General features: G+C 70.2%; 18 protein-coding genes. 3 read left to right on the forward strand and 15 right to left on the reverse strand.

Annotation, left to right across the window (positions count from 1 at the left end; translation table 11 throughout):
- Positions 1–179: 179 nt before the first annotated feature.
- Positions 180–977 (forward strand): IclR family transcriptional regulator, encoded by a 798-nt coding sequence (locus ACIBU0_RS29455; protein ID WP_398824408.1) that lies wholly within the window; start codon positions 180–182, stop codon positions 975–977.
- On the opposite strand, the gene folP is transcribed toward ACIBU0_RS29455, so the two are convergent.
- The 10 genes from folP to ACIBU0_RS29505 all read right to left on the reverse strand — a co-directional run bounded on the left by folP (position 965) and on the right by ACIBU0_RS29505 (position 16,251).
- On the reverse strand, positions 965–1,846 hold the full coding sequence (gene folP / locus ACIBU0_RS29460) for a dihydropteroate synthase (protein WP_398824612.1): 882 nt from the start codon (positions 1,844–1,846) through the stop codon (positions 965–967). The two genes, ACIBU0_RS29455 and folP, sit on opposite strands and share 13 nt — an antisense overlap.
- A 146-nt stretch (positions 1,847–1,992) precedes the next feature.
- A complete protein-coding gene (locus ACIBU0_RS29465) occupies positions 1,993–2,595 on the reverse strand; it encodes a sarcosine oxidase subunit gamma (RefSeq protein ID WP_398824410.1) in 603 nt (200 codons plus the stop codon).
- On the reverse strand, positions 2,588–5,851 hold the full coding sequence (locus tag ACIBU0_RS29470) for a sarcosine oxidase subunit alpha family protein (RefSeq protein ID WP_398824412.1): 3,264 nt from the start codon (positions 5,849–5,851) through the stop codon (positions 2,588–2,590). Before ACIBU0_RS29470 ends, ACIBU0_RS29465 begins: the two co-directional genes overlap by 8 nt.
- 26 nt (positions 5,852–5,877) lie before the next feature.
- Positions 5,878–7,110, reverse strand: coding sequence for a sarcosine oxidase subunit beta family protein (locus ACIBU0_RS29475; RefSeq protein WP_398824414.1), 1,233 nt, complete (start codon positions 7,108–7,110; stop codon positions 5,878–5,880).
- A gap of 31 nt (positions 7,111–7,141) precedes the next feature.
- A complete protein-coding gene (locus ACIBU0_RS29480) occupies positions 7,142–8,002 on the reverse strand; it encodes a bifunctional methylenetetrahydrofolate dehydrogenase/methenyltetrahydrofolate cyclohydrolase (RefSeq protein ID WP_398824416.1) in 861 nt (286 codons plus the stop codon).
- A 46-nt stretch (positions 8,003–8,048) separates the two neighbouring features.
- Entirely contained in the window at positions 8,049–10,487 is a 2,439-nt protein-coding gene (locus ACIBU0_RS29485; RefSeq protein WP_398824418.1) for an FAD-dependent oxidoreductase, read from the reverse strand.
- Between the two features lie 205 nt (positions 10,488–10,692).
- Entirely contained in the window at positions 10,693–11,661 is a 969-nt protein-coding gene (locus ACIBU0_RS29490) for an ABC transporter substrate-binding protein (protein WP_398824420.1), read from the reverse strand.
- 14 nt (positions 11,662–11,675) lie between these two features.
- Complete coding sequence (locus tag ACIBU0_RS29495; RefSeq protein WP_398824422.1) at positions 11,676–13,676, reverse strand: ABC transporter permease; 2,001 nt, start codon at positions 13,674–13,676, stop codon at positions 11,676–11,678.
- Positions 13,676–14,761, reverse strand: a complete 1,086-nt coding sequence (locus tag ACIBU0_RS29500) for a glycine betaine/L-proline ABC transporter ATP-binding protein (protein WP_398824424.1) — start codon at positions 14,759–14,761, stop codon at positions 13,676–13,678. Before ACIBU0_RS29500 ends, ACIBU0_RS29495 begins: the two co-directional genes overlap by 1 nt.
- A gap of 20 nt (positions 14,762–14,781) precedes the next feature.
- Positions 14,782–16,251, reverse strand: coding sequence for an aldehyde dehydrogenase family protein (locus tag ACIBU0_RS29505; protein ID WP_398824426.1), 1,470 nt, complete (start codon positions 16,249–16,251; stop codon positions 14,782–14,784).
- 218 nt (positions 16,252–16,469) lie between these two features.
- On the opposite strand from ACIBU0_RS29505, the gene purU reads away from it, so the two are divergent.
- The gene (gene purU, locus ACIBU0_RS29510) at positions 16,470–17,342 is read left to right on the forward strand and encodes a formyltetrahydrofolate deformylase (protein WP_398824428.1); all 873 of its coding nucleotides are present in this window, start codon (positions 16,470–16,472) and stop codon (positions 17,340–17,342) included.
- A 99-nt stretch (positions 17,343–17,441) separates the two neighbouring features.
- On the opposite strand, the gene ACIBU0_RS29515 is transcribed toward purU, so the two are convergent.
- Positions 17,442–18,278, reverse strand: coding sequence for a 5,10-methylenetetrahydrofolate reductase (locus ACIBU0_RS29515; RefSeq protein ID WP_398824430.1), 837 nt, complete (start codon positions 18,276–18,278; stop codon positions 17,442–17,444).
- Positions 18,279–18,281: 3 nt separating this feature from the next.
- A complete protein-coding gene (betA, locus tag ACIBU0_RS29520; protein ID WP_398824432.1) occupies positions 18,282–19,952 on the reverse strand; it encodes a choline dehydrogenase in 1,671 nt (556 codons plus the stop codon).
- Between the two features lie 202 nt (positions 19,953–20,154).
- Here betA and ACIBU0_RS29525 point away from each other — a divergent pair, with 202 nt between their 5' ends.
- On the forward strand, positions 20,155–20,901 hold the full coding sequence (locus tag ACIBU0_RS29525; RefSeq protein WP_398824614.1) for an IclR family transcriptional regulator: 747 nt from the start codon (positions 20,155–20,157) through the stop codon (positions 20,899–20,901).
- 1 nt (position 20,902) lies between these two features.
- Here ACIBU0_RS29525 and ACIBU0_RS29530 read toward each other — a convergent pair whose 3' ends face one another.
- From ACIBU0_RS29530 to ACIBU0_RS29540, 3 genes are all read right to left on the reverse strand, one after another.
- Entirely contained in the window at positions 20,903–22,033 is a 1,131-nt protein-coding gene (locus ACIBU0_RS29530) for an aromatic ring-hydroxylating dioxygenase subunit alpha (protein WP_398824434.1), read from the reverse strand.
- A 164-nt stretch (positions 22,034–22,197) separates the two neighbouring features.
- The gene (locus tag ACIBU0_RS29535; protein ID WP_398824436.1) at positions 22,198–23,373 is read right to left on the reverse strand and encodes an NAD(P)/FAD-dependent oxidoreductase; all 1,176 of its coding nucleotides are present in this window, start codon (positions 23,371–23,373) and stop codon (positions 22,198–22,200) included.
- Complete coding sequence (locus ACIBU0_RS29540) at positions 23,370–23,732, reverse strand: bifunctional 3-phenylpropionate/cinnamic acid dioxygenase ferredoxin subunit (RefSeq protein WP_398824438.1); 363 nt, start codon at positions 23,730–23,732, stop codon at positions 23,370–23,372. The genes ACIBU0_RS29535 and ACIBU0_RS29540 overlap by 4 nt, the downstream gene beginning before the upstream one ends.
- Positions 23,733–23,891 lie beyond the last annotated feature (159 nt).

Raw genomic sequence — 23,891 nt, forward strand, 5'->3', positions numbered from 1 at the left:
TCAAGAGGCTGGCCCCACGCTGTCGCGCCGCTGCCCCACAGGAATTGCACGGCCGTCTTCCGCCGAGGAACGGGCAGCCCTAGAGTGCGCGAAGGCCGTCGGCGTCAAGTGCCCGATCGGCCTTCTGTCCGGTCGCCGCGGCCCCTCGTGATCCGTCGAGGAATGCGTATAGTTGCGCTATGAGCAACCACGTCGCAGATAGCGAAACAACAGGTGCCTCGGTGAACGGCGTGCAGTCCGTCGACCGCGCCGTCAGCGTCCTGGAGATCCTCGCCCGGCGCGGCGAGGCGGGCGTCAGCGAGGTGGCCGCCGAGATCGATGTGCACAAGTCGACCGCGTTCCGGCTGCTCGGGGCCCTGGAGGCGCGCGGCCTGGTCGAGCAGACGGCCGAGCGGGGCAAGTACCGGCTGGGCTTCGGGATCGTGCGCCTGGCCGGCGCGGTCACGGGGCGCCTGGACATCACCCAGCAGGGCCGTCCGGTGTGCGAGCGGCTCAGCGAGGAGATCGGCGAGACGGTCAACATCGCGGTCCTGCAGGAGCACTACGCCGTCAACCTGTACCAGGTACGCGGCCCGGGCGCGGTCGGCACGCACAACTGGGTCGGGCAGCTGACCCCGGTGCACGCCACGTCCAGCGGCAAGGTCCTCCTGGCCCATCTCTCGGAGAAGGAGCGGGCCGACGTGCTCGCGGCTTCCGGGACGCGGAAGCTGACACCGCACACTCTGACCTCCAGGGCAAGGCTGGAGAAGAATCTCGCCGAGGCGCGGGAGCGCGGCTACGCGGTGGCACTGGAGGAACTGGAGATCGGGTTGCACGCCATGGCCGCCCCGATCCGCTCCCGCGACGGCGAGGTGATCGCCGCCCTCAGCGCCTCGGGCCCCACGTACCGCTTCACCGAGGAACGCATGCGCGACCTCGCACCCGTGCTGATCAAGGGCGCGGAGGAGATCAGCCGCCGGATGGGCTATCTGGGCTGAGGCCCCAGCGCCCTGCCCACCGCCTCGCCGCCCCAGCGGGCCGTCACGCGTACCGCGTCGGCCGTGGAGGCGACATCGTGCACGCGCAGGCACCAGACGCCCTGCGCGGCGGCGAGCACGGACACGGCGCTGGTGGCGGCATCGCGCAGCCGCGCGGGGCGTGGCTGTCCCGTCGTCCGGTCCGCCAGCAGACTGCCCAGAAACGCCTTTCTCGACGCGCCCACCAGCACGGGGTGGCCCAGGGCCATGACGCCCCCGAGGCGCCCCAGGAGCTCCCAGTTGTGGTCGGACGTCTTGGCGAAGCCCAGCCCCGGGTCGACGACCAGACAGCCCGGCGGCATCCCGGCCTCCAGCGCGGCGTCGATCCTGAGGCGCAGTTCGTCGAGCACATCGGTGACGACGTCGTCGTAGACCGCGTTCGCCTGCATGCCGGCGGAGTGTCCACGCCAGTGCATGAGGACGTACGGCGTCCCCGCCCGGGCCATCAGCGGCAGCATCGCGGGATCCGCGAGGCCCCCGGAGACGTCGTTGACCAGCCGCGCACCCGCGTCCAGCGCGCGTGCGGCGACCTCGGCGCGCATGGTGTCGACGCTCACGATCGCGCCCGCCGCGGCGAGTTCCCGGACTACGGGCAGGACGCGTCGCAGTTCCTCCTCGACCGGCGGGCGCACGGCGCCGGGGCGGGTCGACTCGCCGCCGACGTCCACGATGTCCGCGCCCTGTCCGAGCAGTGCGAGCCCGTGTGCGACGGCCGCGTCCGCGGCGAACGACAGGCCGCCGTCGGAGAACGAGTCCGGGGTGACGTTCACGACGCCCATGACCAGCGTCCGGCCGGGTCGGGGCAGCCCGTGCGGGTGGAGAGCGGGCATCCCCGGGTGCGGTGGGGTGGTGGTGTCAGCCGTGACGGTCACAGGGTCCAGCCTTCGAAGCAGGTGAAGAGACTTGCTGCACAACGCCCTGTGGGAGCCCTCGGGGGAGCTCCCACAGGGGTGAGGGGACAACCCGCCCAGGACACTCAGACGTATTCCGTCGCCGCGTCGAGCAGCCAGTCCGCCAGATAGCCGGCGAACGTCGAGCGCACCAGGACCCAGAATCCGGCCCTCGGGTCGTCCCGGGCGACCAGGACGACCTGTGCGCGGCCCAGGGTCGTCTGGGCGCAGCGTCCGGCGCCGAAGACCCGCGGATGCAGATCCAGCGCACAGCCGTGGGCGAGCAGGTCGTGCGCGCGAGGACCCGAGACGAGGAGCGTCGTGCGCTGCGCGGAGACGTCGGTGACCGAGACGGGCTCGTCACCCGCGGCCTCCCGGATCCGGCTCTCCAGATCCCGCTCGCTGCCCGGCGGTGCCACCAGCAGCCACTCGTCCGGGCCGAGCCACAGCGCGGTCGACTCCCCCGCGCGGACGACGGTGTTCGGCTGGAGCGGCAGTTGCAGGTCCAGGGCGAGCGCGACGGCTTCCGCCGCCGCTCCCTTGGCGTCCAGGCGCACGTTGAGCTGGGCCAGGAAGGGAAGTTCGGCCAGCCGGATCGCGCCCCCGGACGCGTGGGTCGCGGCGGCCAGCCGGCCGGCGACGCGCGACAGCGGGCTGCGCAGCGGGGCGGTAAGGGCGGTCTCAGCCATCGCGGCGTGCTCCCTCGGGGTCGTAGAGGACGGGGCCGGCCACGGTCACCGGTACCAGTTGGTCACCGACGGGGGCGTACAGCCGCTCGCCGATACGGTCCCGGCCGCCCTTGATCAGGGCAAGCGCGAACGTCCGGCCCAGGGCGGCGCTGCGGTAACTGGACGTGACATGGCCGAGCATGGGGACGGGCGGGGTCGGCAGCACACCCTCGGCGATCAGGTGGGTGCCCTCCGGGAGGAAGGTCCCCGGATCCTCGGGGAGCAGGCCGACCAGGTGCTTGCGGTCGGGGCGGGAGGTGTCGGCGCGGGCGTGGGAACGCTTGCCGATGAAGTCCGGCTTCTTCTTCGACACCACCCAGCTCATGCCGAGGTCCTGGGGGGTGACGGTGCCGTCGGTGTCCTGGCCGATGATCGGGTAGCCCTTCTCGGCGCGCAGGACGTGCATGGTCTCCGTGCCGTACGGCGTGATGCCGTACGGGGCGCCGGCCTCGTACACCGCCTCCCACAGGGCAAGGGCCTGCCACGGTGACACGTTGATCTCGAAGGCGAGTTCACCGGAGAAGCTGATCCGGCAGACCCGGGCCTCGATGCCCGCGACGGTCGTCTCCCGCCAGGCCATGAACGGGAAGTCGTCGTTGGCGACGGCGAGTTGAGGCGCGAGCGAGGCGAGGACCTCGCGGGACTTCGGGCCGACCAGGGCGACCGTGGCCCACTGTTCGGTCACGGAGGTGCAGTGCACCTTCAGCTCGGGCCACTCGGTCTGGTGCCACTCCTCCATCCAGTCGAGTACGGCGGCGGCGTTGCCCGTCGTCGTGGTGACCAGGAAGCGGTCCGGGGCGACGCGGATGACCGTGCCGTCGTCGAAGACCATGCCGTCCGGGCGGCACATGACGCCGTAGCGGATCATGCCGACCTTCAGGGTGCTCATCATGTTGGTGTAGAGCCGGTCGAGGAAGACGCCCGCGTCCGGGCCCTGTACGTCGATCTTGCCGAGGGTGGAGGCGTCCATGAAGCCCACGCTCTCGCGGGTGGCGGCGCATTCACGCAGCACGGCCGCTTCCATGTCCTCGCCGTCCTGCGGGTAGTACCAGGGCCGCTTCCACTGGCCGACGTTCTCGAACAGGGCGCCGTGCGCGACATGCCACTCGTGGATGGCGGTCGTGCGGACCGGGTCGCTCAGCGTGCCCCGGTCGCGGCCCGCGAGGGCGGCGAAGGAGACCGGGACGTACGGCGGGCGGAACGTCGTGGTGCCGAGTGCCGAGATGTCCACGCCGAGCAGTTCGGCCACCACCCCGCTGGCCAGGACTCCGGAGGTCTTGCCCTGGTCGTTGGCCGTGCCGGCCGTGGTGTAGCGCTTGGTGTGCTCGACCGAGTGCAGGCCGGCGCCGGTCGCGCGGGCCAGGTCGTCGACGGTGACGTCACGCTGGAGGTCGACGAAACGAGGGCCTTCGGCGTCACCCGGGACGACGTACACATGCATCGGCGCCGTCGGCCGCGGCTGCGTGGGGACCTCCGGGAGGCGCGGTGCCCCGGGCGTGTAGCCCTCGGCCTCGACGGCGCGGGCACCGGCGGCCGCGCCCTGTGCCAGGACGGTGGCCGGGTCGAGGGCACCGCCGGCGCTGCCGACGACCTCGACCGCCTGGCGGGTGGTGTCGGGGACGAAGGAGCCCAGCGTGTCGTCGTAGCGCAGCTTGCCGCCCGACTGGCTGAACAGGTGCGCCACCGGGTTCCAGCCGCCGGAGACCAGCAGCAGGTCGGCGGCGAACTGCCGTCGGCCGGTGGACTCACCGTAGGGGGCGACGGTCACGGCGGTGACGCGGGCCTCGCCCTCCGTGCCGATGACGGCATGGCCGGCCAGTACCTCGATGCCGGCCGCCCTCGCGCGCTCGGCCCACTCGCCCGGCTCGGGGCGGGTGTCGACGATCGCCGTGATGGCCAGGCCCGCCGAGGCCAGGTCCAGGGCCGCCGCGTACGCGCTGTCGTTGGTCGTGAAGACGACCGCGTGCCGGCCGGGCAGGGCGCCGTGGCGGTTGACGTGGGTCCGGGCCGAGGAGGCCAGCATCACGCCGGGGCGGTCGTTGTCCGCGAAGGCCAGTGAGCGCTCGTGGGCGCCGGTGGCGAGGACGACCCGGCGGGCGCGGATGCGCCAGACGCGTTCGCGCGAGACGTTCTCCGGGGCGTCGGCGCCGAGGTGGTTGGTGCGGCGTTCGACGGCGAGGATGTGGTTGTCGTCGTAGTGGCCGAAGACGGTGGTGCGGGGCAGGACGCGGACCTCGGGGGCGGCGTCGAGCTGCTCGGTCACTTCCCGTACCCAGTCGAGGTGTTGGGCCGTGCCGAGGAGGCTGCCGCCGGGTTCCGGCTGGTCGTCGGCGAGGATGACACGGGCGCCGCTGTTCGCCGCCGCGGCCGCTGCCGCGAGGCCGGCCGGGCCGGCGCCCACGATCAGCAGGTCGCAGTGGGCGTGTACGGCGTCGTAGCGGGCGGGGTCCGGGTCGGTGGCGAGGCGGCCCTGGCCGGGGAGGCTGGTGGCGACCAGGCCGTCGTAGAGCTCTACGGTCGTGGCGGGGAGCATCGGCTCCGGGAAGGGCTCCTCGATCTGGATGACCGCGTTGGGTTCTTCGACGCCGGCGGAGAAGATGCCGCGGGGGCGGCCGAGCTTGATGCTGGTGCCGGCCTGGATGACGCCGTTGGCGAGGAGGGCGGAGGCGAGGGTGTCGCCCCGGAAGCCTTGGTATTCGGTGCCGTCGAAGGTGAAGGTGAGGGGGGTGGCGCGGTCGATGCGGCCGCGGGTCGCGTGGCGGAACGGCTGGGTTGTCTCGCCCCCGCCGCCCGTACCCGTCCCATCCTGAAGGGGCTCCGCCCCTTCGACCCCGCCAGGGTTGTCATTCGGCTGCGGGTGGGTGGGGGCTTGTCGCGCAGTTCCCCGCGCCCCTTCTGGGGCTGCCGCCCCAGACCCCGCTGAAAACACCGGCTTCGGCTCAAGCGTTGCCGGGCGTTCCTCTCCCGTCCTGTACGCCGTCAGGATCTCGTTCGTCGACGTGTCCCGTACCGCGTTGAACCAGCGGCGGCAGCCGGACGCGTGGCTCCAGCGCTCGGCGAAGGGGCCCTTCGGGTTGTCGCGGAAGAAGAGGTAGCGGGCCCACTCCTCGTCGGAGAGGGACGCCGGGTCCTCCGGGTACGGGACGTGCGCCTGGCCGCCGTAGTGGAACTCGGCCTCGTCGCGGGGCCCGCACCACGGGCAGGGGATGAGCAGCATGGATCGGCTCCCAGATTCCAGTGGTCCTAGTGGGCCACCGCGGCCGCGCCGTGCTCGTCGACGAGCGCGCCGGTGGTGAAACGGTCGAGCGAGAAGGGGGCGTTGAGGGCGTGCGGGGTGTCGTTGGCGATGGTGTGGGCGTAGACCCAGCCGACGCCGGGGGTGGCCTTGAAGCCGCCCGTTCCCCAGCCGCAGTTGAGGTAGAGGTTGTCGACGGGGCTGAGCCCGATGATCGGTGAGGCGTCGGGGCTGACGTCGACGATGCCGCCCCAGGTGCGCAGGACGTGGGCGCGGGCGAAGACCGGGAAGAGCTCCAGGGCCGCCGACATCTGCTCCTCGATGATGTGGAAGGCGCCGCGCTGGGTGTACGAGTTGTACGCGTCGATGCCCGCGCCCATGACCAGCTCGCCCTTGTGGGCCTGGCTGACGTACACGTGGACGGCGTTGGACATGACGACCGTGGGGTGGATCGGCTCCAGGAGTTCCGAGACCAGCGCCTGCAACGGGTGGCTCTGGACGGGCAGTTCGATGCCCGCCATGGCGGCGAGGACCGAGGTGTGGCCCGCCGAGCAGAGCGCCACCTTGCCGGCCGCGATGGGGCCGAGGTTGGTCCGGACGCCGACCACCCGGTTGCCGACCACGTCGAGGCCTGTGACCTCGCAGTTCTGGATGATGTCGATGCCTGCCGCGTCCGCCGAGCGGGCCAGGCCCCAGGCGACGTAGTCGTGTTTGGCGATGCCCGCGCGCGGCTGGTAGGTGGCGCCCAGGACCGGGTAGCGCACGTCCGGCGAGATGTTGACGATCGGGCAGACTTCCTTGACGCCGTCCGCGTCGAGCCACTCCGCGTCCACGCCGTTGAGGCGGTTCGCCTCGACGCGGCGGACGCTGTCGCGGACGTCCTGGAGGCTGTGGGCCAGGTTCAGTACGCCGCGCTGGGAGAAGAGGATCGGGTAGTCGAGCTCGTCCGCCAGGCCCTCCCAGAGCTTGAGGGCGTGCTCGTAGATGCCGGCGCTCTCGTCCCACAGGTAGTTGGAGCGGATGATCGTGGTGTTGCGGGCCATGTTGCCGCCCGCGAGCCAGCCCTTCTCCAGCACCGCGACATTGGTGATGCCGTGGTTCCGGGCGAGGTAGTGCGCGGTGGCGAGGCCGTGGCCGCCGCCGCCGACGATCACCACGTCGTACGACTTCCTGGGCTCGGGATTGCGCCACAGGAAGTCGGGGTGGTCGGGCAGGTCGGCGCCGGGGGTGCGGGGGCTCATCGGACGTCTCCGTCGTGGGGCAGGGACAGGTTCATACGGTGCTCGCGTTCCTCTCGGCGGCCTCGACGACGTTGGCGAGCAACATCGCCCGGGTCATGGGGCCCACGCCGCCGGGCATGGGGGCGATCCATCCGGCGACCTGGGCGGCGTCCGGGTGGATGTCGCCGACCAGGCCCTGGTCGGTGCGGGTGATGCCGACGTCCAGGACCGCGGCGCCGGGGCGCAGCATGTCCTTGGTGACCAGTCCGGGCGAGCCGGCGGCGGCGATGACGATGTCCGCCTCGCGGACGTGCCAGGCGAGTCCCTTGGTGCCGGTGTGGCACAAGGTCACGGTGGCGTTCTCGGAGCGGCGGGTGAGGAGGAGGCCGATCGGGCGGCCGACGGTGATGCCGCGGCCGATCACGCAGACGCGCGCTCCGGCGAGCGGTACGTCGTGGCGGCGGAGCAGTTCCACGATGCCGCGCGGGGTGCACGGCAGCGGTGCCTCGACGCCCAGGGTGAGCCGGCCGAGGTTGACGGGGTGCAGGCCGTCGGCGTCCTTGGCCGGGTCCATGCGTTCCAGTACGGCGTTGGCGTCCAGGTGGCGCGGGAGCGGGAGCTGGACGATGTAGCCGGTGCAGTCCGGGTCGGCGTTGAGCTCGTCGATCGTCTCCTCGACCTGCTCCTGGGAGGCGTCGGCGGGCAGGTCCCGGCGGATGGAGGCGATGCCGACCTGCGCGCAGTCGCGGTGCTTGCCGCCGACGTAGGCATGGCTGCCGGGGTCGTCGCCGACCAGGACGGTGCCCAGGCCGGGCGGGCGGCCGTTCGTGGCCGTCAACTTGGCCACGCGCTCCGCGAGTTCGCGGCGGATGTCGGCGGCGGTCGCCTTGCCGTCGAGCAGCTGTGCGTTCACCGGCGGTGTTCCTTCCCTCGAGTTCCCTCGGAGTCGACGCGGGGTGTCAGCCACGGAGGCGGGACATGGTGGGGTCGAACAGGGGCTCCTCGGCGACGACCGCTTCTACGCGCCGGTCGAAGTAGCCGATCTGCAGGGGCGTGCCGGGAACAGCCAGCTCGGCCGGGAGCCAGGCGTAGGCGATGCCCTTGTCGACGGTGTAGCCGTAGGCGGCGCTGGTGACGTAGCCGACGGCCCGGTCGCCGTCGTACACCGGCTCCTTGCCCAGGACGACCGACTGCGGGTCGTCGATGGTGAGGCAGGTCAGCCTGCGCCGTACGTTCTCCTTGCGGCGCTCCAGCGCGGCCTTGCCGATGAAGTCGTCCTTGTCGAGCTTGACGGCGAAGCCGACGCCGGCCTCGTAGGGGTCGTGCTCGTAGGTCATGTCGGTGCCGAAGGAGCGGTAGCCCTTCTCCAGGCGGAGGCTGTTGAAGGCGCCGCGGCCGGCGATGACGCCGCCGAGGGGCCCCGCGGCCTGCCACAGGGTGTCCCACAGCTTCTGGCCCTGGTCGGCGGTGGTGTACAGCTCCCAGCCGAGTTCACCGACGTAGGACAGGCGCATCGCCGTCACCGGGACGCTGCCGATGTAGGCGCGCTTGGCGCGGAAGTACTTGAGGCCGTCGTTGGTGAAGTCCTCGTCGGTCAGCGGCTGGAGGACCTTGCGGGCCAGCGGGCCCCACAGGCCGATGCAGCAGGTGCCGGGGGTGATGTCGCGGACCTGGACCGTGCCGTCGGCGGGGAGGTGGCGGCCGAACCAGTCGAGGTCGAGGTTGCCGTTGGCGCCGACCTGGAAGAGGTCGCGGGCGAGGCGGGCGACGGTGATGTCGCTGCGGATGCCGCCGTCGTGGTCCAGCAGGAGGGTGTACGTCACCGAGCCGACGGACTTGGCGACCTTGCCCGTGCACAGGCGCTCCAGGAACTCCGCGGAGCCGGGGCCGCTCACCTCCAGGCGCTTGAGGGCCGTCATGTCGTACATCGCGACGGTCTCGCGGGTGACCTGTGCCTCGGCGCCGACGACGGGCGACCAGAACTGCGCGGCCCAGTCGTTGGGGGTGGGGATGTTGCGGCCCTCGACGAGCTTCGCGTTGGCCTCGTACCACTGCGGGCGCTCCCAGCCGTTCGCCTCCAGGAAGAAGGCGCCGTGCTCCTGTTGGCGGGTGTGGAAGGGGCTGGTGCGGATCGGGCGCGGGTCGCCGGACGGCTGGAGGGGGTGGAGGATGTCGTAGACCTCGACGAAGTTCTGGCAGTCGCGGGCCAGGACGTACTCCGGGGACAGCTGGTGCGGCTCGAAGCGGTTGACGTCGCACTCGTGCAGGTCGAAGGACGAGCAGTGGCCGTCGACCAGCCACTCGGCCATGGCCCGGCCGACGCCCGCGGAGTGGGTGACCCAGACGGCCTCGGCGACCCAGAAGCCCTTGACGTCCGGGGACTCGCCGAGGAGCGGGAAGTTGTCGGTGGTGAAGGAGAACAGGCCGTTGATGCCCTCCTCGACCTTGGCCTCCTGCGTCGCGGGGAGCAGGGACTGGGTCTCGGCCCAGGCGGGCTCGAAGTCCTCCTCGGTGAACTTCAGGACCGACGGCATGTCGGCGGCCTCGTCGACGGAGAGGATCTCGTCCGCGGTGATCGGCATCGGACGGTGGCCGTAGTAGCCGATGCCGATGCCGTCGAAGCGGTCGCGGTAGTAGAGGTCGGCGTCCTGGTGGCGCAGGATCGGGCGGACCGCCTCCTGCGTCTGGCCGGCGAGGGCCGGGACGGGGCCAGTCCAGGCGAGCTGGTGGGCCAGCGGGGTCAGCGGCAGGTTCATGCCGGCCATGCGGGCGATCTTCGGGCCCCAGATGCCGGCGCAGCACACGACGATGTCGGCTTCCAGATCGCCCTGGTCGGTGCGGACGCCCGTCACCTCGCCGTCGGCCGTCAGGGTGTCGAGGACCTCGTGGCGGGCGAGGAAGCGGACGCCGCGCTCGGTGGCCCGGCGGATCTGGGCCTCGACGGCGAGGACGGCCTTGGCGAGGCCGTCGGTCGGGACGAGGAGGCCGCCGAGGACCTTGTCGCGGTTGACCAGCGGGTGCTGCTCGACGCACTCGTCGGCGGTCAGGATCCGCGACTCGATGCCCCAGGCGGTGATCCAGCCGTGCCGGCGGTGCAGTTCGGCGAGGCGCTCCGGCGTGGTCGCCACCTCCAGGCCGCCGACCTGGAGGAAGCAGGGCTTGCCGTCGACGTCGAGGGAGCAGAACTTCTCGACGGTGTAGCGGGCCAGTTCCGTCATGGTCTTCGAGGAGTTCGTCTGGAAGACCAGGCCGGGGGCGTGCGAGGTCGAGCCACCGGTGGCCGGGAGCGGCCCCTGGTCGACCACGGTCACCTCGGTCCAGCCACGCGCCGAGATCTCGTCCGCGAGCGCCGCGCCGACGACTCCCGCTCCGATGATGACCACACGCGGTCCCGCCATCGCCGCACCTCCGGTTGAGTTGCTTTCTGCGCAACGTGATTCAGGTTGCGCAACTCAATGTGCCTGCCGTGCAGGTGGGTGTCAAGAGGTCCGGAGACGCCGGAGAACGCACTGGAAGGCGGCCTTGAAAACGGCCTGGAAAACGGGAATGCCCGGCGGGCGGTGCGCGTCCGTGCGCACCGCCCGCCGGGCATCCGTGCCGGGGCTACTTGATCCAGGCGTCCACCTTGTCGCGGTTGGCCTCGACCCACTTCTCGGCCGCCGCCTCGGGCTTCATCTTGTCCACCGCGATGTACTTCGCCACGGTGTTCTGGTCGTCGTTCGTCCAGTTGAAGTTCTTCACCAGGTCATAGGCGGGGCTGCCCGACTTGGCGAACTTGGCGCTGACGATCTTGTCCAGGTCGTACACCGGGTAGTCGCACGCGACCTTCTCCGCGTTCGCGTCGCAGCCTTCCTTGTACTCGGGCAGCTTGACCTTCACCAGCGGCACCTCGGACAGGAACCACTGCGGCTCGTAGAAGTAGCCGATCACCCACTTCTTGTTCTTCTCGGCGTCCCGGTAGGCCTGGATGAGGGCGGTCTCGCTGCCCGCGTACACCACCTTGAAGTCCAGCTTCAGGTTCTTCACCAGCGCCTCGTCGTTGGTGACGTACGACGGGTCGCCGTCGAGGAGCTGGCCCTTGCCGCCCGACTCGGAGGTCTTGAACTTCGCGGCGTACTTGTTGAGGTTCTTGTAGTCGGTGATGTCGGGGTGCGCCTTCGCCAGCCACGGCGGCACGTACCAGCCGATGACGCCCTTGTTGCCGGTCGAGCCGGCCGAGACGGCGGTCTTCTGGTCGGTGATGTACTTCTTCTTCAGGTCGTCGTGACCCCAGTTCTCCAGGACGGCGTCCACCTCGCCCGTCCCGAAGCCCTGCCAGGCGATCTCCTCCTTCAGGTCCTTCTGGTTGACCTTGCACTTGAGGTCGTGTTCGGCGACGTAGGCGACGACCGCCGCGTCCGCCTCGTAGCCCACCCACGGGTTGACCGCGAGGTTGAAGGTGCCGCACTTGCCGTCGCTGCCGGCGCCCGCGGAGCTGTCACCGACCTTCGCACCGCCGCAGGCGGTGAGGGTGAGGCCGAGGGCCGCTATGCCGGCCGCGCCGACTCTCCACTGTGTTGCTTGCCTTGCCATGGTCAGTGAACTCCTTACGCGCTGGTACGCCGCGCCGCTGCCTGAGTGATCCGGTCGAACATGACTCCGAGAAGGACGATGGCGAGCCCTGCGGCCAGCCCCTTCCCGAACAGCTGTTGCTGCGAGAAGCCGGCCACGACGTCGTAGCCGAGGGCGCCCGCGCCTACCAGGCCGCCCACCACAACCATCGACAGCACGTAGATCAGGCCCTGGTTGGTCGCGAGGGTCAGGGCGCTGCGTGCCATCGGCAGCTGGACCTTGGTGATGATCTGCCAGGTGTTGCACCCGGCGGAGGTGGCCGCCTCCACGGTGGTCTCGGGCACGGCCCGGATCCCGTCCGCGATGATCTTCATCGCGACGGGCGCTCCATAGACGATCGCGGCCACGATGGCCGTGAAACGCGTGGGACCGAACAGCGCGAGGAACGGCACGAGATAGACGAACGGCGGCATGACCTGGGCCGCGTCCAGGCTGGGCCGGATCACCCGGTCCACGAGCGGACTGCGCCCCATCCACACGCCGAAGACGATGCCGAGCACCATCACGAGCACCGTCGCCACGAGCGTCGACGCGAGCGTGGTCATGGCGTCCGACCACACGCCGGTGCCGACCAGCAGGCCCACGCACACGGCCGTGGTGACCCCGGACTTCCAGCCGCCGAGCACCACGCCCAGCGCGATCAGCACCGCGCCGACGAGCCACCACGGGGAGTCGGTGACCAGCGTCTGGAACGGGTTGAGCAGGCCGTTGGTGATGGCGTCGCGGATCGCGTTGGTGAGGCCGGACAGGTTGTCCTGCGCCCAGGTGGTCGCGGAGTCCGCGGCGCTCGCTATGTGGCTGCCGATGGTGCCGTCGCCGGGGAACTCGGCCGCCCACAGATAGGTGTGCGACAGGTAGATCAGGACCGCGGTGACCGCCGCGCCGGCGCCCAGCAGCGGCCGCCGCCACTTGACGAAGGGGTTGTCGGCACGCCGAGTGTTCTCCTCGCGCGCGGCGGCCGCGGTCGTGACCCGGTCCAGGACGATCGCCATGACGACGATGGCGAGGCCCGCGTTGAAGGCCGTGCCGACGTCGAGCGACTGCAGGGCCTGGACGACGACCGCGCCGAGGCCGGGCGCGTTGATCAGGGCCGCGATGGTCACCATGGCCAGGGCGGCCATGATGGTCTGGTTGACGCCCATCACCACGGTCCGCTTGGACATCGGCAGCAGGACCTTCAGCAGCGACTGCCGGCGGGTGGCGCCCAGTGAGTCGGCCGCCTCGACGGTCGTGGCGGGCACGTTCCGGATGGCGTGCGCGGTGATCCGGATCGCCGGAGGGGCCGCGTAGATGACGGTGGCGATGGTGGCGGAGGCGCCGCCGATGAGGAAGAACAGGGTCAGCGGGGCCAGGTAGACGAAGGTCGGCATCGTCTGCATGAAGTCCAGGAACGGCGTCATGATCCGGTTGAACCGGTCCGACAGCCCCGCACACACACCCAGCGGGAGCGCGAACAGCAGCGCCACGAACACCGCGCACAGGATGAGCGCCAGGGTGTCCATGCTCTCCTGCCACAGGCCCTGCAGCCCCATGAAGGTGAACCCGGCCACGGCCAGCAGCGCGACCCGCCAGTTGCCCACGGCCCAGGAGAGGTAACCGGCGATGCCGACGACACCGAGCCAGCCGATCTGCGGGACCGGGCGGGCGCCCGACGGCTGGGAGATCAGCTCCTGGATGAAGATCACCAGGTTGTCGATGACCAGCCGGATCTCGTTGAAGAAGTACAGGAAGAGCGGGTTGGAGTTGCGGTTGGCCCCGATGGAGTCGTTGACGTCGTTGATCCACCGGTGCAGATCGGTGAGATCGGCCGCCGCCAGGGCGAGGGTCTGCCTGCCGCGCAGTACGGCGAACAGCACCAGCCACACGACCAGGACGGCGCCGACCACCAGGGACCGGCTGACCCTGCGTGCCTCTTTGACGGGAGCGGCCGGCTCGGGCGCCTGTGTCTTCTCGGGTTTCTCGACGGCGACGGTCATCACGCGCCGCCTTCCTGCCCGGCGACGACCGCGAGGATCTCCTCGTCGCCGACGATGCCGAGCAGCTTGCCGTTCTCGACGACCTTGACCGGCTTGTCGGCCGCGAGCACCGCCCGGGTGGCCTCCTTGACCACGACGTCCGGACCCATCTCGGGGCCGTCCAGTTCGTCGCCGTCCTCCAGGGGGCGCATGATCCAGCGCAGGGTGAGCACGTCGCCGCGGGGCACGTCCTTGACGAACTCGCGCACGTAGTCGTCCGCCGGGGCACCCACGAGTTCGTCACCGGTGCCGCACTGGACCATCTTGCCGTCGCGCATGATGAGGATGCGGTCGCCCAGCTTGAGGGCCTCGGAGAGGTCGTGGGTGATGAACACCATCGTCTTGCCGACCTCGTGGTGCAGGCGGATGACCTCGTTCTGCATGTCGCGGCGGATCAGCGGGTCGAGCGCGGAGAACGGCTCGTCGAAGAAGAGCACGTCCGGATCACCGGCCAGCGCGCGGGCGAGGCCGACGCGCTGCTGCATGCCGCCCGACAGCTGGTCGGGGTAGGAGTTCTCGTAGCCCGCGAGGCCGACCAGCTCGACGACCTCCTGGGCCCGCCTGGTGCGCTCGGCCTTTCCCATGCCGCGGATCTCCAGCCCGAACGCCACGTTGTCGACGACGCGACGGTGGGGCAGCAGACCGAAGTGCTGGAAGACCATGGAGAACTTGCGGCGCCGCAGATCGCGCAGGCGCCCCGCGTCCGCCTGCCGGATGTCCTCGCCCTCGAAGACGACCTCACCGGCGGTGGGTTCGATCAGCCGGGTCAGACATCGCACCAGCGTGGACTTGCCGGAGCCGGACAGGCCCATCACGACGAAGACTTCGCCGGGCGAGACGTCGAAGTGGACGTCGCGTACGGCGGCGGTGCATCCGGTGCGGTCCATGAGCTCGCGGCGGGTGAGCCCGCACAGCTCCTCGGAGTCCGGAACCTGGTCGGCCTTCGGCCCGAACACCTTCCACAGCCTGCGCACGGAGATGACCGGGGTGGAGCCCGAGTCCTGGGGCGTGCCGCGCCGCTGCGACACCTCGGTCTGTGTGGTCACGTTCGACCTTCTTTCGGCGTTCAGCCGCGGAACCAGTGCTGCGGCCGAGGTTGGATGTTCTGCCAGATGTGCTTGGGCTCTCGGTACTCGTTCAGGCCGGTCGGTCCCAGCTCCCGGCCCACGCCCGAGTGCCCGAAGCCACCCCATTCCGCTTGCGGCACATAGGGGTGGTAGTCGTTGATCCAGACCGTGCCGTGGCGCAGCCGCCGGGCGACCCGCTGGGCCTTGCCGGCGTCCTGCGTCCAGACGGCTCCGGCGAGTCCGTACTCGGTGTCGTTGGCGATGCGTACGGCGTCGTCCTCGTCGGTGAAGCGCTCCACCGTGAGGACGGGCCCGAACGACTCCTCGTGCACGACGCGCATGTCCTGCCGGCACTCGTCGAGCACGGTCGGCGGGTAGTAGTGGCCGTTCGCCAGCGTGGGGTCGTCGGGCCGTGCGCCGCCGCAGCGCAGTACGGCGCCTTCGGCGAGGCCGGCCGCGACGTACGCCTCCACCTTCGCCAGGTGCTGCGCGGAGATCAGCGCCCCGGTCTCGGCCTCGGGGTCGAAGGGGCCGCCGAGGCGGATCTGCCGGGCGCGGCGGACGACCTCGTCGACGAAGCGGTCGTGCAGGGAGTCCTGGACGATGAGGCGGGCCCCGGCCGAGCAGACCTGTCCCGAGTGCAGGAAGACGGCCGTGAGGGCGAAGTCCACGGCTGTCTCGAAGTCGGCGTCGGCGAAGACGACGTTGGGGTTCTTGCCGCCGAGCTCCAGCGCGACCTTCTTCACGGTCGCGGCGGCGGTGGCCATGATGCGCTTGCCGGTCTCCAGTCCTCCGGTGAAGGAGACCATGTCGACGGCGGGGTGTTCGGACAGCGGTGCGCCCACCTCGGGCCCGGTGCCCAGGACGAGATTGGCGGCGCCGGCCGGGAGCCCGGCCTCCTCCAGTGCCTTCATCAGCAGGATGGAGGTCGAGGGGGTGAGCTCGCTGGGCTTGAGGACGATCGTGTTGCCGGCGAGGAGTGCCGGGGCGACCTTCCAACTGGCCTGCAGCAGCGGGTAGTTCCAGGGGGTGATCAGCCCGCACACGCCGACCGGCTCGTATCCGACGCGGCTGACGGCGTCGTCGCGGCCGGTGTCGATCACCCGGCCGGCGTCGGTGCCGCCGAGCCCGCCGTAGTAGCGGAAGCAGGAGACGACATCGGCGATGTCGTACTCGCTCTCCACCAGCCGCTTGCCGGTGTCCAGGGACTCGGCGCGGGCGAATTCCTTGGCGTCGCGTTCGATCAGGTCGGCGGTGCGCAGCAGCAGTGCGCCGCGCTCCCGCTCGGAGGTGTGGGGCCAGGGGCCCTCGTCGAAGGCCCGGCGGGCCGCGGCGATCGCCGCCTCGGTGTCGGGGCGTGTCGCCTCCGAGACGGTCGCCGCGAGCGTGCCGTCAGCGGGACATCGGATCTCCCGGTGCCCGCCGGCCACCGGGTTCCGCCATTCGCCATCCACGTACAGGTCTGCCACGCGCCGAGCCTTTCAACCGAAATTCGTTGCGCATCGTGCACCCGATTGCTTGTGATGGAACACCCTGGCGAATGTCCAGACAGGCGTCAAGAGGTTGGCCGATGACGATTTGGCCATGCGATCACTTACCCACCGGCCCTTGACCGCAAGCGGCGCCGCGCCGACCATGTTGCGTATCGCTCACCATGTTGTGCAATACGCACCAACGGAGGCCGCTTATGTCCCCTCGACCGCAACCTGGCCGTGAGTACGTCCTCACCCTCTCCTGTCCCGACAGCGCCGGACTGGTCCACGCAGTGAGCGGCTTTCTCGTCAGGAACTCCGGCAACATCCTGGAAAGCCAGCAGTTCGACGACCGACTCCAGGGCCGCTTCTTCATGCGGGTCCATTTCGACGTTTCCGATCCGAACGCCGTTCTGGAACAACTGCGTTACCGGTTCGGCCCCGTCGCCCAGGCGTACGGCATCTCCTGGACCCTGCGGGAGGCCGCCACGCCGACCCGGACACTGATCATGGTCTCCAGGTTCGGCCACTGCCTGAACGACCTGCTCTTCCGCCGCCGCACCGGCGCCCTCAACATCGAGATCCCCGCGATCGTCTCCAACCACCGTGACTTCGAGGGGCTCGCGGAGACGTACGGCATCCCCTTCCACCACATCCCGGTGACCAGGGAGACCAAGCCCGAGGCCGAGGCCCGGCTGCTGGAGCTGGTGCGCGAGCTGGACATCGACCTGGTGGTGCTGGCCCGCTACATGCAGGTCCTCTCCGACGACCTGTGCAAGGAGCTGGAGGGCCGCGCCATCAACATCCACCACTCGTTCCTCCCCAGTTTCAAGGGCGCACGACCCTACGAGCAGGCCTACCGGCGTGGGGTGAAGCTCGTCGGCGCGACGGCGCACTATGTGACGCCGGACCTCGACGAGGGCCAGATCATCGAACAGGACGTGGTCCGGGTGGACCACTCCCTCGACCCCGGCGACCTCGTCACGGTCGGGCGGGACGTGGAGGCCCAGGTGCTCGCGCACGCGGTGAAGTGGCACAGCGAGAGCCGGGTGATGGTGGACGGCAACCGCACGGTGGTCTTCCGCTGAGGCGAGCCCGAACGGGGGCGGGACCGGATTCCGGTCCCGCCCCCTCGTTGTATACGCCGCCAGGGGCCGACTGCCGCCCCGCACACAGGACGCCGACGCTCAGTCCTCGAGCCGCTCCAGCAGCGCGCGGCGCCACCGTTCCGTCTCGGCGATCTGGTTGAACGTGAACAGGTGCAGGCCGGCCACCCTCGCCGAGGGGGCGGTGAGGGCCTGCTCCGTGCGGGTCAGCAGCCTCTCGGGGGCATATCCGCCGGGTGCCGCGAGACGCACGAACCAGGAGGCGTGCTTCGCCAGGAAGCGCGTCGACTCCCCGACCCCGATCTTCGTGGCCATGGCCAGCAGCTTCGCCCGCTGCACGGGCCCGGCGACCCCCACGTACAGGGGCAGGGTGACGTCCCGGCGCCGTATGCGCACGATCCACTCCCCCAGCACCCGCGGGTCGAAACAGAGGTTGCTCACGAGGTACGTGGCGTGCTCGCGCTTGTCCCACATCGCCTGGATGGTGACGTCGTCGTGGATGAGGGGATGGCTCTCGGGGTAGCCGGTGACGCCGACGTGCGCGAACGGACTGCCCAGCTCGCTCAGCCTGCGCAGCACCGGCAGCGCCCCGTCGTAGACCCCGGCGGGCGGGTCGGCGTCGCCCGCCGGGACGAAGACGTCGTCCACGCCCGCCTCGCGGAGCCGGTCCACGACCTCTTTCAGATGCGTGTCATCCCGCAGCAGCCGCGCCGGCACATGCGGGACGACCCGGTAGCCGTGGCCCGCGAGCCGGCCGGCCAGGTCGAGGGTCGGTTCCAGGCCCTTGACCGGCGACGCCGTCACGGTGACGACGACGTCGCGCGGGACATGGGCGAGGACCTTGTCCTCGGTCGCCTTCGCGGGCAGCACCTCGTAGCGGACGCCGTTCAGCAGCGCCCTGAGTCCTGCGGTGCCCAATGTCTACCCCGCCTGCTTCTGGGCGTCGCGGTGGCGGTAATACGCGGCCTTCGACGGTTCCAGCGGCTGCTTGCCGAGGATCAGGTCGGCGGCCTTCTCGGCGATCATCATCACCGGGGCGTAGATGTTGCCGTTGGTGACGTAGGGCATCACCGACGCGTCCACCACGCGCAGGCCCTCCACGCCGTGCACCCGCATGCTGGCCGGGTCCACGACGGACATCTCGTCGGTGCCCATCTTGCAGGTGCAGGACGGATGCAGGGCGGTCTCGCCCTCCTTCGCGACCCAGGCGAGGATCTCCTCGTCCGTGTCCACCGACGGTCCCGGTGAGACCTCCCCGCCGTTGTAGGGGGCGAGCGCGGGCTGGTTGAGGAGCCTGCGGGCCACGCGGATCGCCTCGACCCATTCGCGGCGGTCCTGCTCGGTGGAGAGGTAGTTGAAGCGCAGCGCCGGGTGCTCGCGCGGGTCCTTGCTCTTGATCTTCACCGAGCCGATGGCGTCGGAGTACATGGGCCCGACGTGCACCTGGTAGCCGTGGTCACCGGCGGGCGAGGAGCCGTCGTAGCGGACCGCGACGGGCAGGAAGTGGAACATCAGGTTGGGGTAGTCGACGTCGTCGTTGCTGCGGGCGAAGCCGCCTGCCTCGAAGTGGTTGGTCGCCGCCGGGCCCTTCCTGAACAGCCACTGCAGGCCGATGAAGGGGGCGCGCCACTTCGCCATGTACGGCTGCATGGAGACGGGCTGCTTGCAGGCGTACTGGACGTACACCTCCAGGTGGTCCTGCATGTTCTCGCCGACGCCCGGCAGGTCGTGGACGACCTCGATGCCGAGGGCGCGCAGTTCTTCTGCGTTGCCGACGCCGGAGAGCTGGAGCAGCTGCGGGGAGTTGATGGCGCCGCCGCAGAGGATGACTTCCCCGGCGCGGACCTGCTGGAGCGCGCCCCGGCCGCGCCGGAACTCGACGCCGACGGCACGCTTGCCGTCGAAGAGGACCCGGGTGACCAGGGCGCGGGTCTTGACGGTGAGGTTGGGCCGCTTCATCGCGGGCTTGAGGTACGCCTTCGAGGCGGAGAGCCGGCGGCCGCGATGGACATTCCGGTCGAACTTGGCGAAACCTTCCTGCCGATAGCCGTTGACGTCCTCGGTCGGCGCGTAGCCCGCCTCCTGAGTGGCCTTGAGGAAGGCGCCGAAGAGGGGATTGGTCGCCGGACCGCGTTCCAGCACGAGGGGGCCGTCGTGGCCGCGGAACTCGTCGTCGGGGTCGGCCGCCAGACAGTTCTCCATCCGCCGGAAGTACGGCAGGCAGTGGGCGTAGTCCCAGGTCTCCATGCCCGGGTCGGCCGCCCAGCGCTCGTAGTCCATGGGGTTGCCGCGCTGGAAGATCATGCCGTTGATGCTGCTGGAGCCGCCCAGGACCTTGCCGCGGGCGTGGTAGATACGCCGGCCGCCCATGTGGGGTTCGGGCTCGGACTCGTACTTCCAGTCGTAGAACCGGCTGCCGATCGGGTAGGTCAGCGCCGCGGGCATGTGGATGAAGACATCCCACGGGTAGTCCGACCGGCCGGCCTCCAGGACCAGCACCCGGTTGGCCGGGTCGGCGGAGAGTCTGTTCGCCAGCGCACTGCCGGCCGAACCGCCGCCGACGATGACGAAGTCGTACTGCACAGGAGCCATGGTGCCTCGTCTCGCTCGCGCCGTAGATATGCGAGGCATGCTAGACCCGGTCGCGCTATACGCACCAGGTTGCGAACCACGCAACTTCCAACATCTTGGTTTCGGTCCTGTTACTTGCAGGGGCGTTGTTTACTACGCGTATAGTTTTACTGTGAGCAACTACAGCCCTGATACAGAAACGTCGAATTCGCAGGCCGGCGGCGTGCAGTCGGTGGACCGCGCCATCAGCGTCCTGGAGATCCTCGCCCAGCGTGGCGAGGCGGGCGTCAGTGAGGTGGCGGGCGAGATCGAGGTCCACAAGTCCACCGCGTTCCGTCTGCTCGGCGCCCTGGAGGCGCGTGGCCTGGTGGAGCAGGCCGGCGAGCGCGGCAAGTACCGGCTCGGCTTCGGCATCGTCCGCCTGGCCGGCGCGGTCACCGGCCGGATCGACATCACCCAGCAGGGCCGCCCGGTCTGCGAGCGCCTCGCCGAGGAGATCGGCGAGACGGTCAACATCGCCGTGTTGCAGGAGCACTACGCGATCAACCTCTACCAGGTACGCGGCCCGGGAGCGGTCACCGCACACAACTGGGTCGGCCAGCTGACCCCGCTGCACGCGACGTCGAGCGGCAAGGTCCTGCTGGCGTACCTGCCCGCCAAGGAGCGCGCCGCGCTGCTGGCCCAGGCCGGCCTCAAGAAGGTCACACCGCGCACCATCACCTCGAAGGCGAAGCTCGAGAAGAACCTCGCCGAGGTGCGGGAGGCCGGCTACGCCTGGACCCAGGAGGAGCTGGAGATCGGCCTGCACGCCATGGCGGCGCCGGTCCTCGACCGGGACGGCGAGGTCATCGCCGCGGTCACCGCCTCCGGGCCCTCGTACCGGTTCACGGAAGAGCGGATGCGGGAACTCGCCCCGGTGCTGATCAAGGGCGCCGAGGAGATCAGCCACCGCATGGGTTACCTGGGCTGAGTCACCCCTGAGGGGTGCCCAGGCGCTCGTTCACCCAGTCGTGGAAGGCGCCGATGTGGTGCTCGCTGGGCACCAGCACGCCACCCTTGGCGTACATCCGGGAGCTCATTCCGGGCTGCGTGCGCTCGCAGGCGTCGAAGTCCTGCTGGTTGACGCGGTGGAAGAGTTCCACGGACCGGCTGACGTCCTTGCCGCTCTCGACGACATGCGGAAGGTACAGCCAGTCGCACTCGACGATCGTGCGGTCCACGGACACCGGGTACATCCGGTGGAAGATCACGTGGTCGGGCACGAGATTGATGAACACCTGGGGCTTGACGGTGATCGCGTAGTAACGGCGGTCCTGGTCCTCCGCGACGCCCGGGATGCGGTCGAGGCCCTCGGAACCGTCGACGGTGAAGCCCTGGACCTCCTCACCGAACTCGGCGCCGTGGCCGACGTAGTACTGGGCCGCGTAACCGTCCGCGAACTCCGGCAGCACCTCGGTGAGTTCGGGGTGGATGGTGGCGCAGTGGTAGCACTCCATGAAGTTCTCGATGATGAGCTTCCAGTTGGACTTCACGTCGTACGTGATGCGCTTGCCGACGGAGAGGTTCTCGATGCCGTAGCGCTCGATCGACTCGACGTCGCCGAGGCGGGCCACGACCTCACCGATGACGTCCTCCTCGAAGGAGGGCGGATTCTCGGCGAGGCAGACCCATATATAGCCGAGCCATTCGCGTACGGCCACGCTCACCAGGCCGTACTCGGTACGGCCCACGTCGGGCATCTTGGTGAGGTTGGGCGCGGCGACGAGCTTGCCGTTCAGGTCGTACGTCCAGGCGTGGTAGGGGCACTGGAAGGCCCGCTTGACCTCGCCGGACTCCTCGGTGCAGAGCTTGGCACCGCGGTGCCGGCACACATTGAAGTACGCACGGATGCCGTTGTCCCTGGCCCGGGTGACCAGGATGCTCTCGCGGCCCACGTCGACGGTGCGGAAGGCACCTGGCTTCGCCAGCTCGGAGGCGCGCGCCACGCAGAACCACATCGTCTCGAATATGCGCTCCTGCTCCTGGGCGAAGATCCCCGGGTCCGTGTAGGAGGAGCCGGGAAGAGTGGCGATCAGGCTGTCCGGCAGGCTGGTCGAGGTCACGGTGCACTCCTCGGGAGAACGTCGTGGAGGGGTCATTCACGCGCCGGGAAGAGCGACTCCGGACGGCGTTGTGTATGGAGCAACGCTGCGTGCTATGTGCAACCGCAGCATGGGATGCCGCTGGGGCGGTGTCAAGATGCGAGCAGAGTCGGGATACGGGCGTGTCAGGACGCGGACGGCGATGCGGTGGCGGCGAGTTGCTTGCGCCAGCGCATGAACAGCCGGGGCTGGTTCATCCCGAGCACGGCGACCGGGTCCCCGGCCCGCCGGTAGACGGCCAGGACGTCGCGGTCGTCCGCGGCGCCGGCCTCGACGGTGACGCTGTCCGCGCCGGCCGCGTGGCCGGCGAACTGGATCTTCACGCCGTACTGGTCGGACCAGAAATAGGGCGGCCGGGGCACACCTGGTTCCACCGCGCCGCCCGCCAACAATGTGGCGATCGCCGAGTCCGGGCGTTCGCGCGCGCCGGTCCAGTGCTCGATGCGGCGATGGAGACCCGCGCGCGGGTCGTACCAGTTGGCGCAGTCGCCGACCGCGACCACGCCGGCCAGGCTGGTGCGGCCGTCGGCGCCGCACTTGACGCCGTTGTCGAGCGCGATGCCGGAGCCTTCCAGCCACTCGACGTTCGGGCGTGCGCCCACCCCCACCACGACGATGTCGGCGGGGATGCCGCGGCCGTCCTCCAGCAGGACCGCGTCGACGCGGGTCTCCCCGCTCAGCCCTTTGACGCCGACGCCGCACTCCAGTCGTACGCCGTGGTCGGCGTGGAGGGCGGAGACGAGGGCGCCCATCGTCTCGCCGAGCGGTCCGGCGAGCGGTGTCGGGGCCGCCTCCACGACGGTCACGTCGAGTCCGAGGGCGTACGCGGTGGAGGCCACCTCGGCGCCGATGAAGCCGCCGCCGATCACCACCAGGCGTCCGCCGCGGGCCAGTTCGTCCCGCAGGGCGCGGGCGTCGTCCAGGGTGCGCAGCGTGTGCACTCCGGCCAGGCCCTCGGAGCCGGGCAGGGTGCGCGCCGCGGCGCCGGTCGCGATGACGACCCCGTCGGCCTGCACCTCCCGCCCGTCGCCGAGCAGGACGGCACGCCGCGCGTGGTCGAGTCCGGTGGCGCGGACGCCGAGCAGCCACTCCGCCCCGAGGTCCTCCTCGTCCGTCTCCAGGGCGAGTTCGGCCTCGCCGAGCGTGCCGGACAGGAACTCCTTGGACAGCGGGGGCCTGTCGTACGGGCGGTGGAGCTCGTCCCCGATGACGACGAGCCGCCCGTCGTAGCCCTGCTTGCGCAGTGAGCGCGCCGCCGACAGGCCGGCCAGTGAGGCGCCGACCACGGCGACGGTCCTCACGCGGGACCCCCGGCGAGCCGGGCCGAGATGCAGGGCGGCAGGTTGGGCGCATCGGTGGACAGCCGGACGTGGATCACGCCGTCCTCGACGACGACCTCGTGCGTCCGGACCGGGAGCTTGGCCGGCGGGGCGTCGACCGCGCCGGTCCTCAGGTCGAACTTGGAAGCATGCAGGGGGCATTCCACCTCGCAGCCCTCCAGCCAGCCGTCGGCGAGCGACGCGTCCTGGTGGGTGCAGGTGTCGTCGATGGCGAAGAGTTCGCCGTCGTCGGTGTGGAACACCGAAACCGGCGGATCGATGTCGAGCCGGTGGGCCTCGCCTCGGGGGAGGTCCTCGAGACGGCACGCGGGAATCATCATGACACCTCGGTGCGTATAACGAAACGGATTGCGGTAAGCGCAACATCAGTCTGGGGTCGCCCAGAACCCTTGTCAAGGCATTCAGAGGCCGCTTACGACCGTCGATTTCGTTGCGCCATAAAAAACTTTGCTCACATAGAACAACAGCAGCCCGCCGCA

It is taken from the genome of Streptomyces sp. NPDC049627 (assembly GCF_044465645.1).
GTDB lineage: Bacteria > Actinomycetota > Actinomycetes > Streptomycetales > Streptomycetaceae > Streptomyces.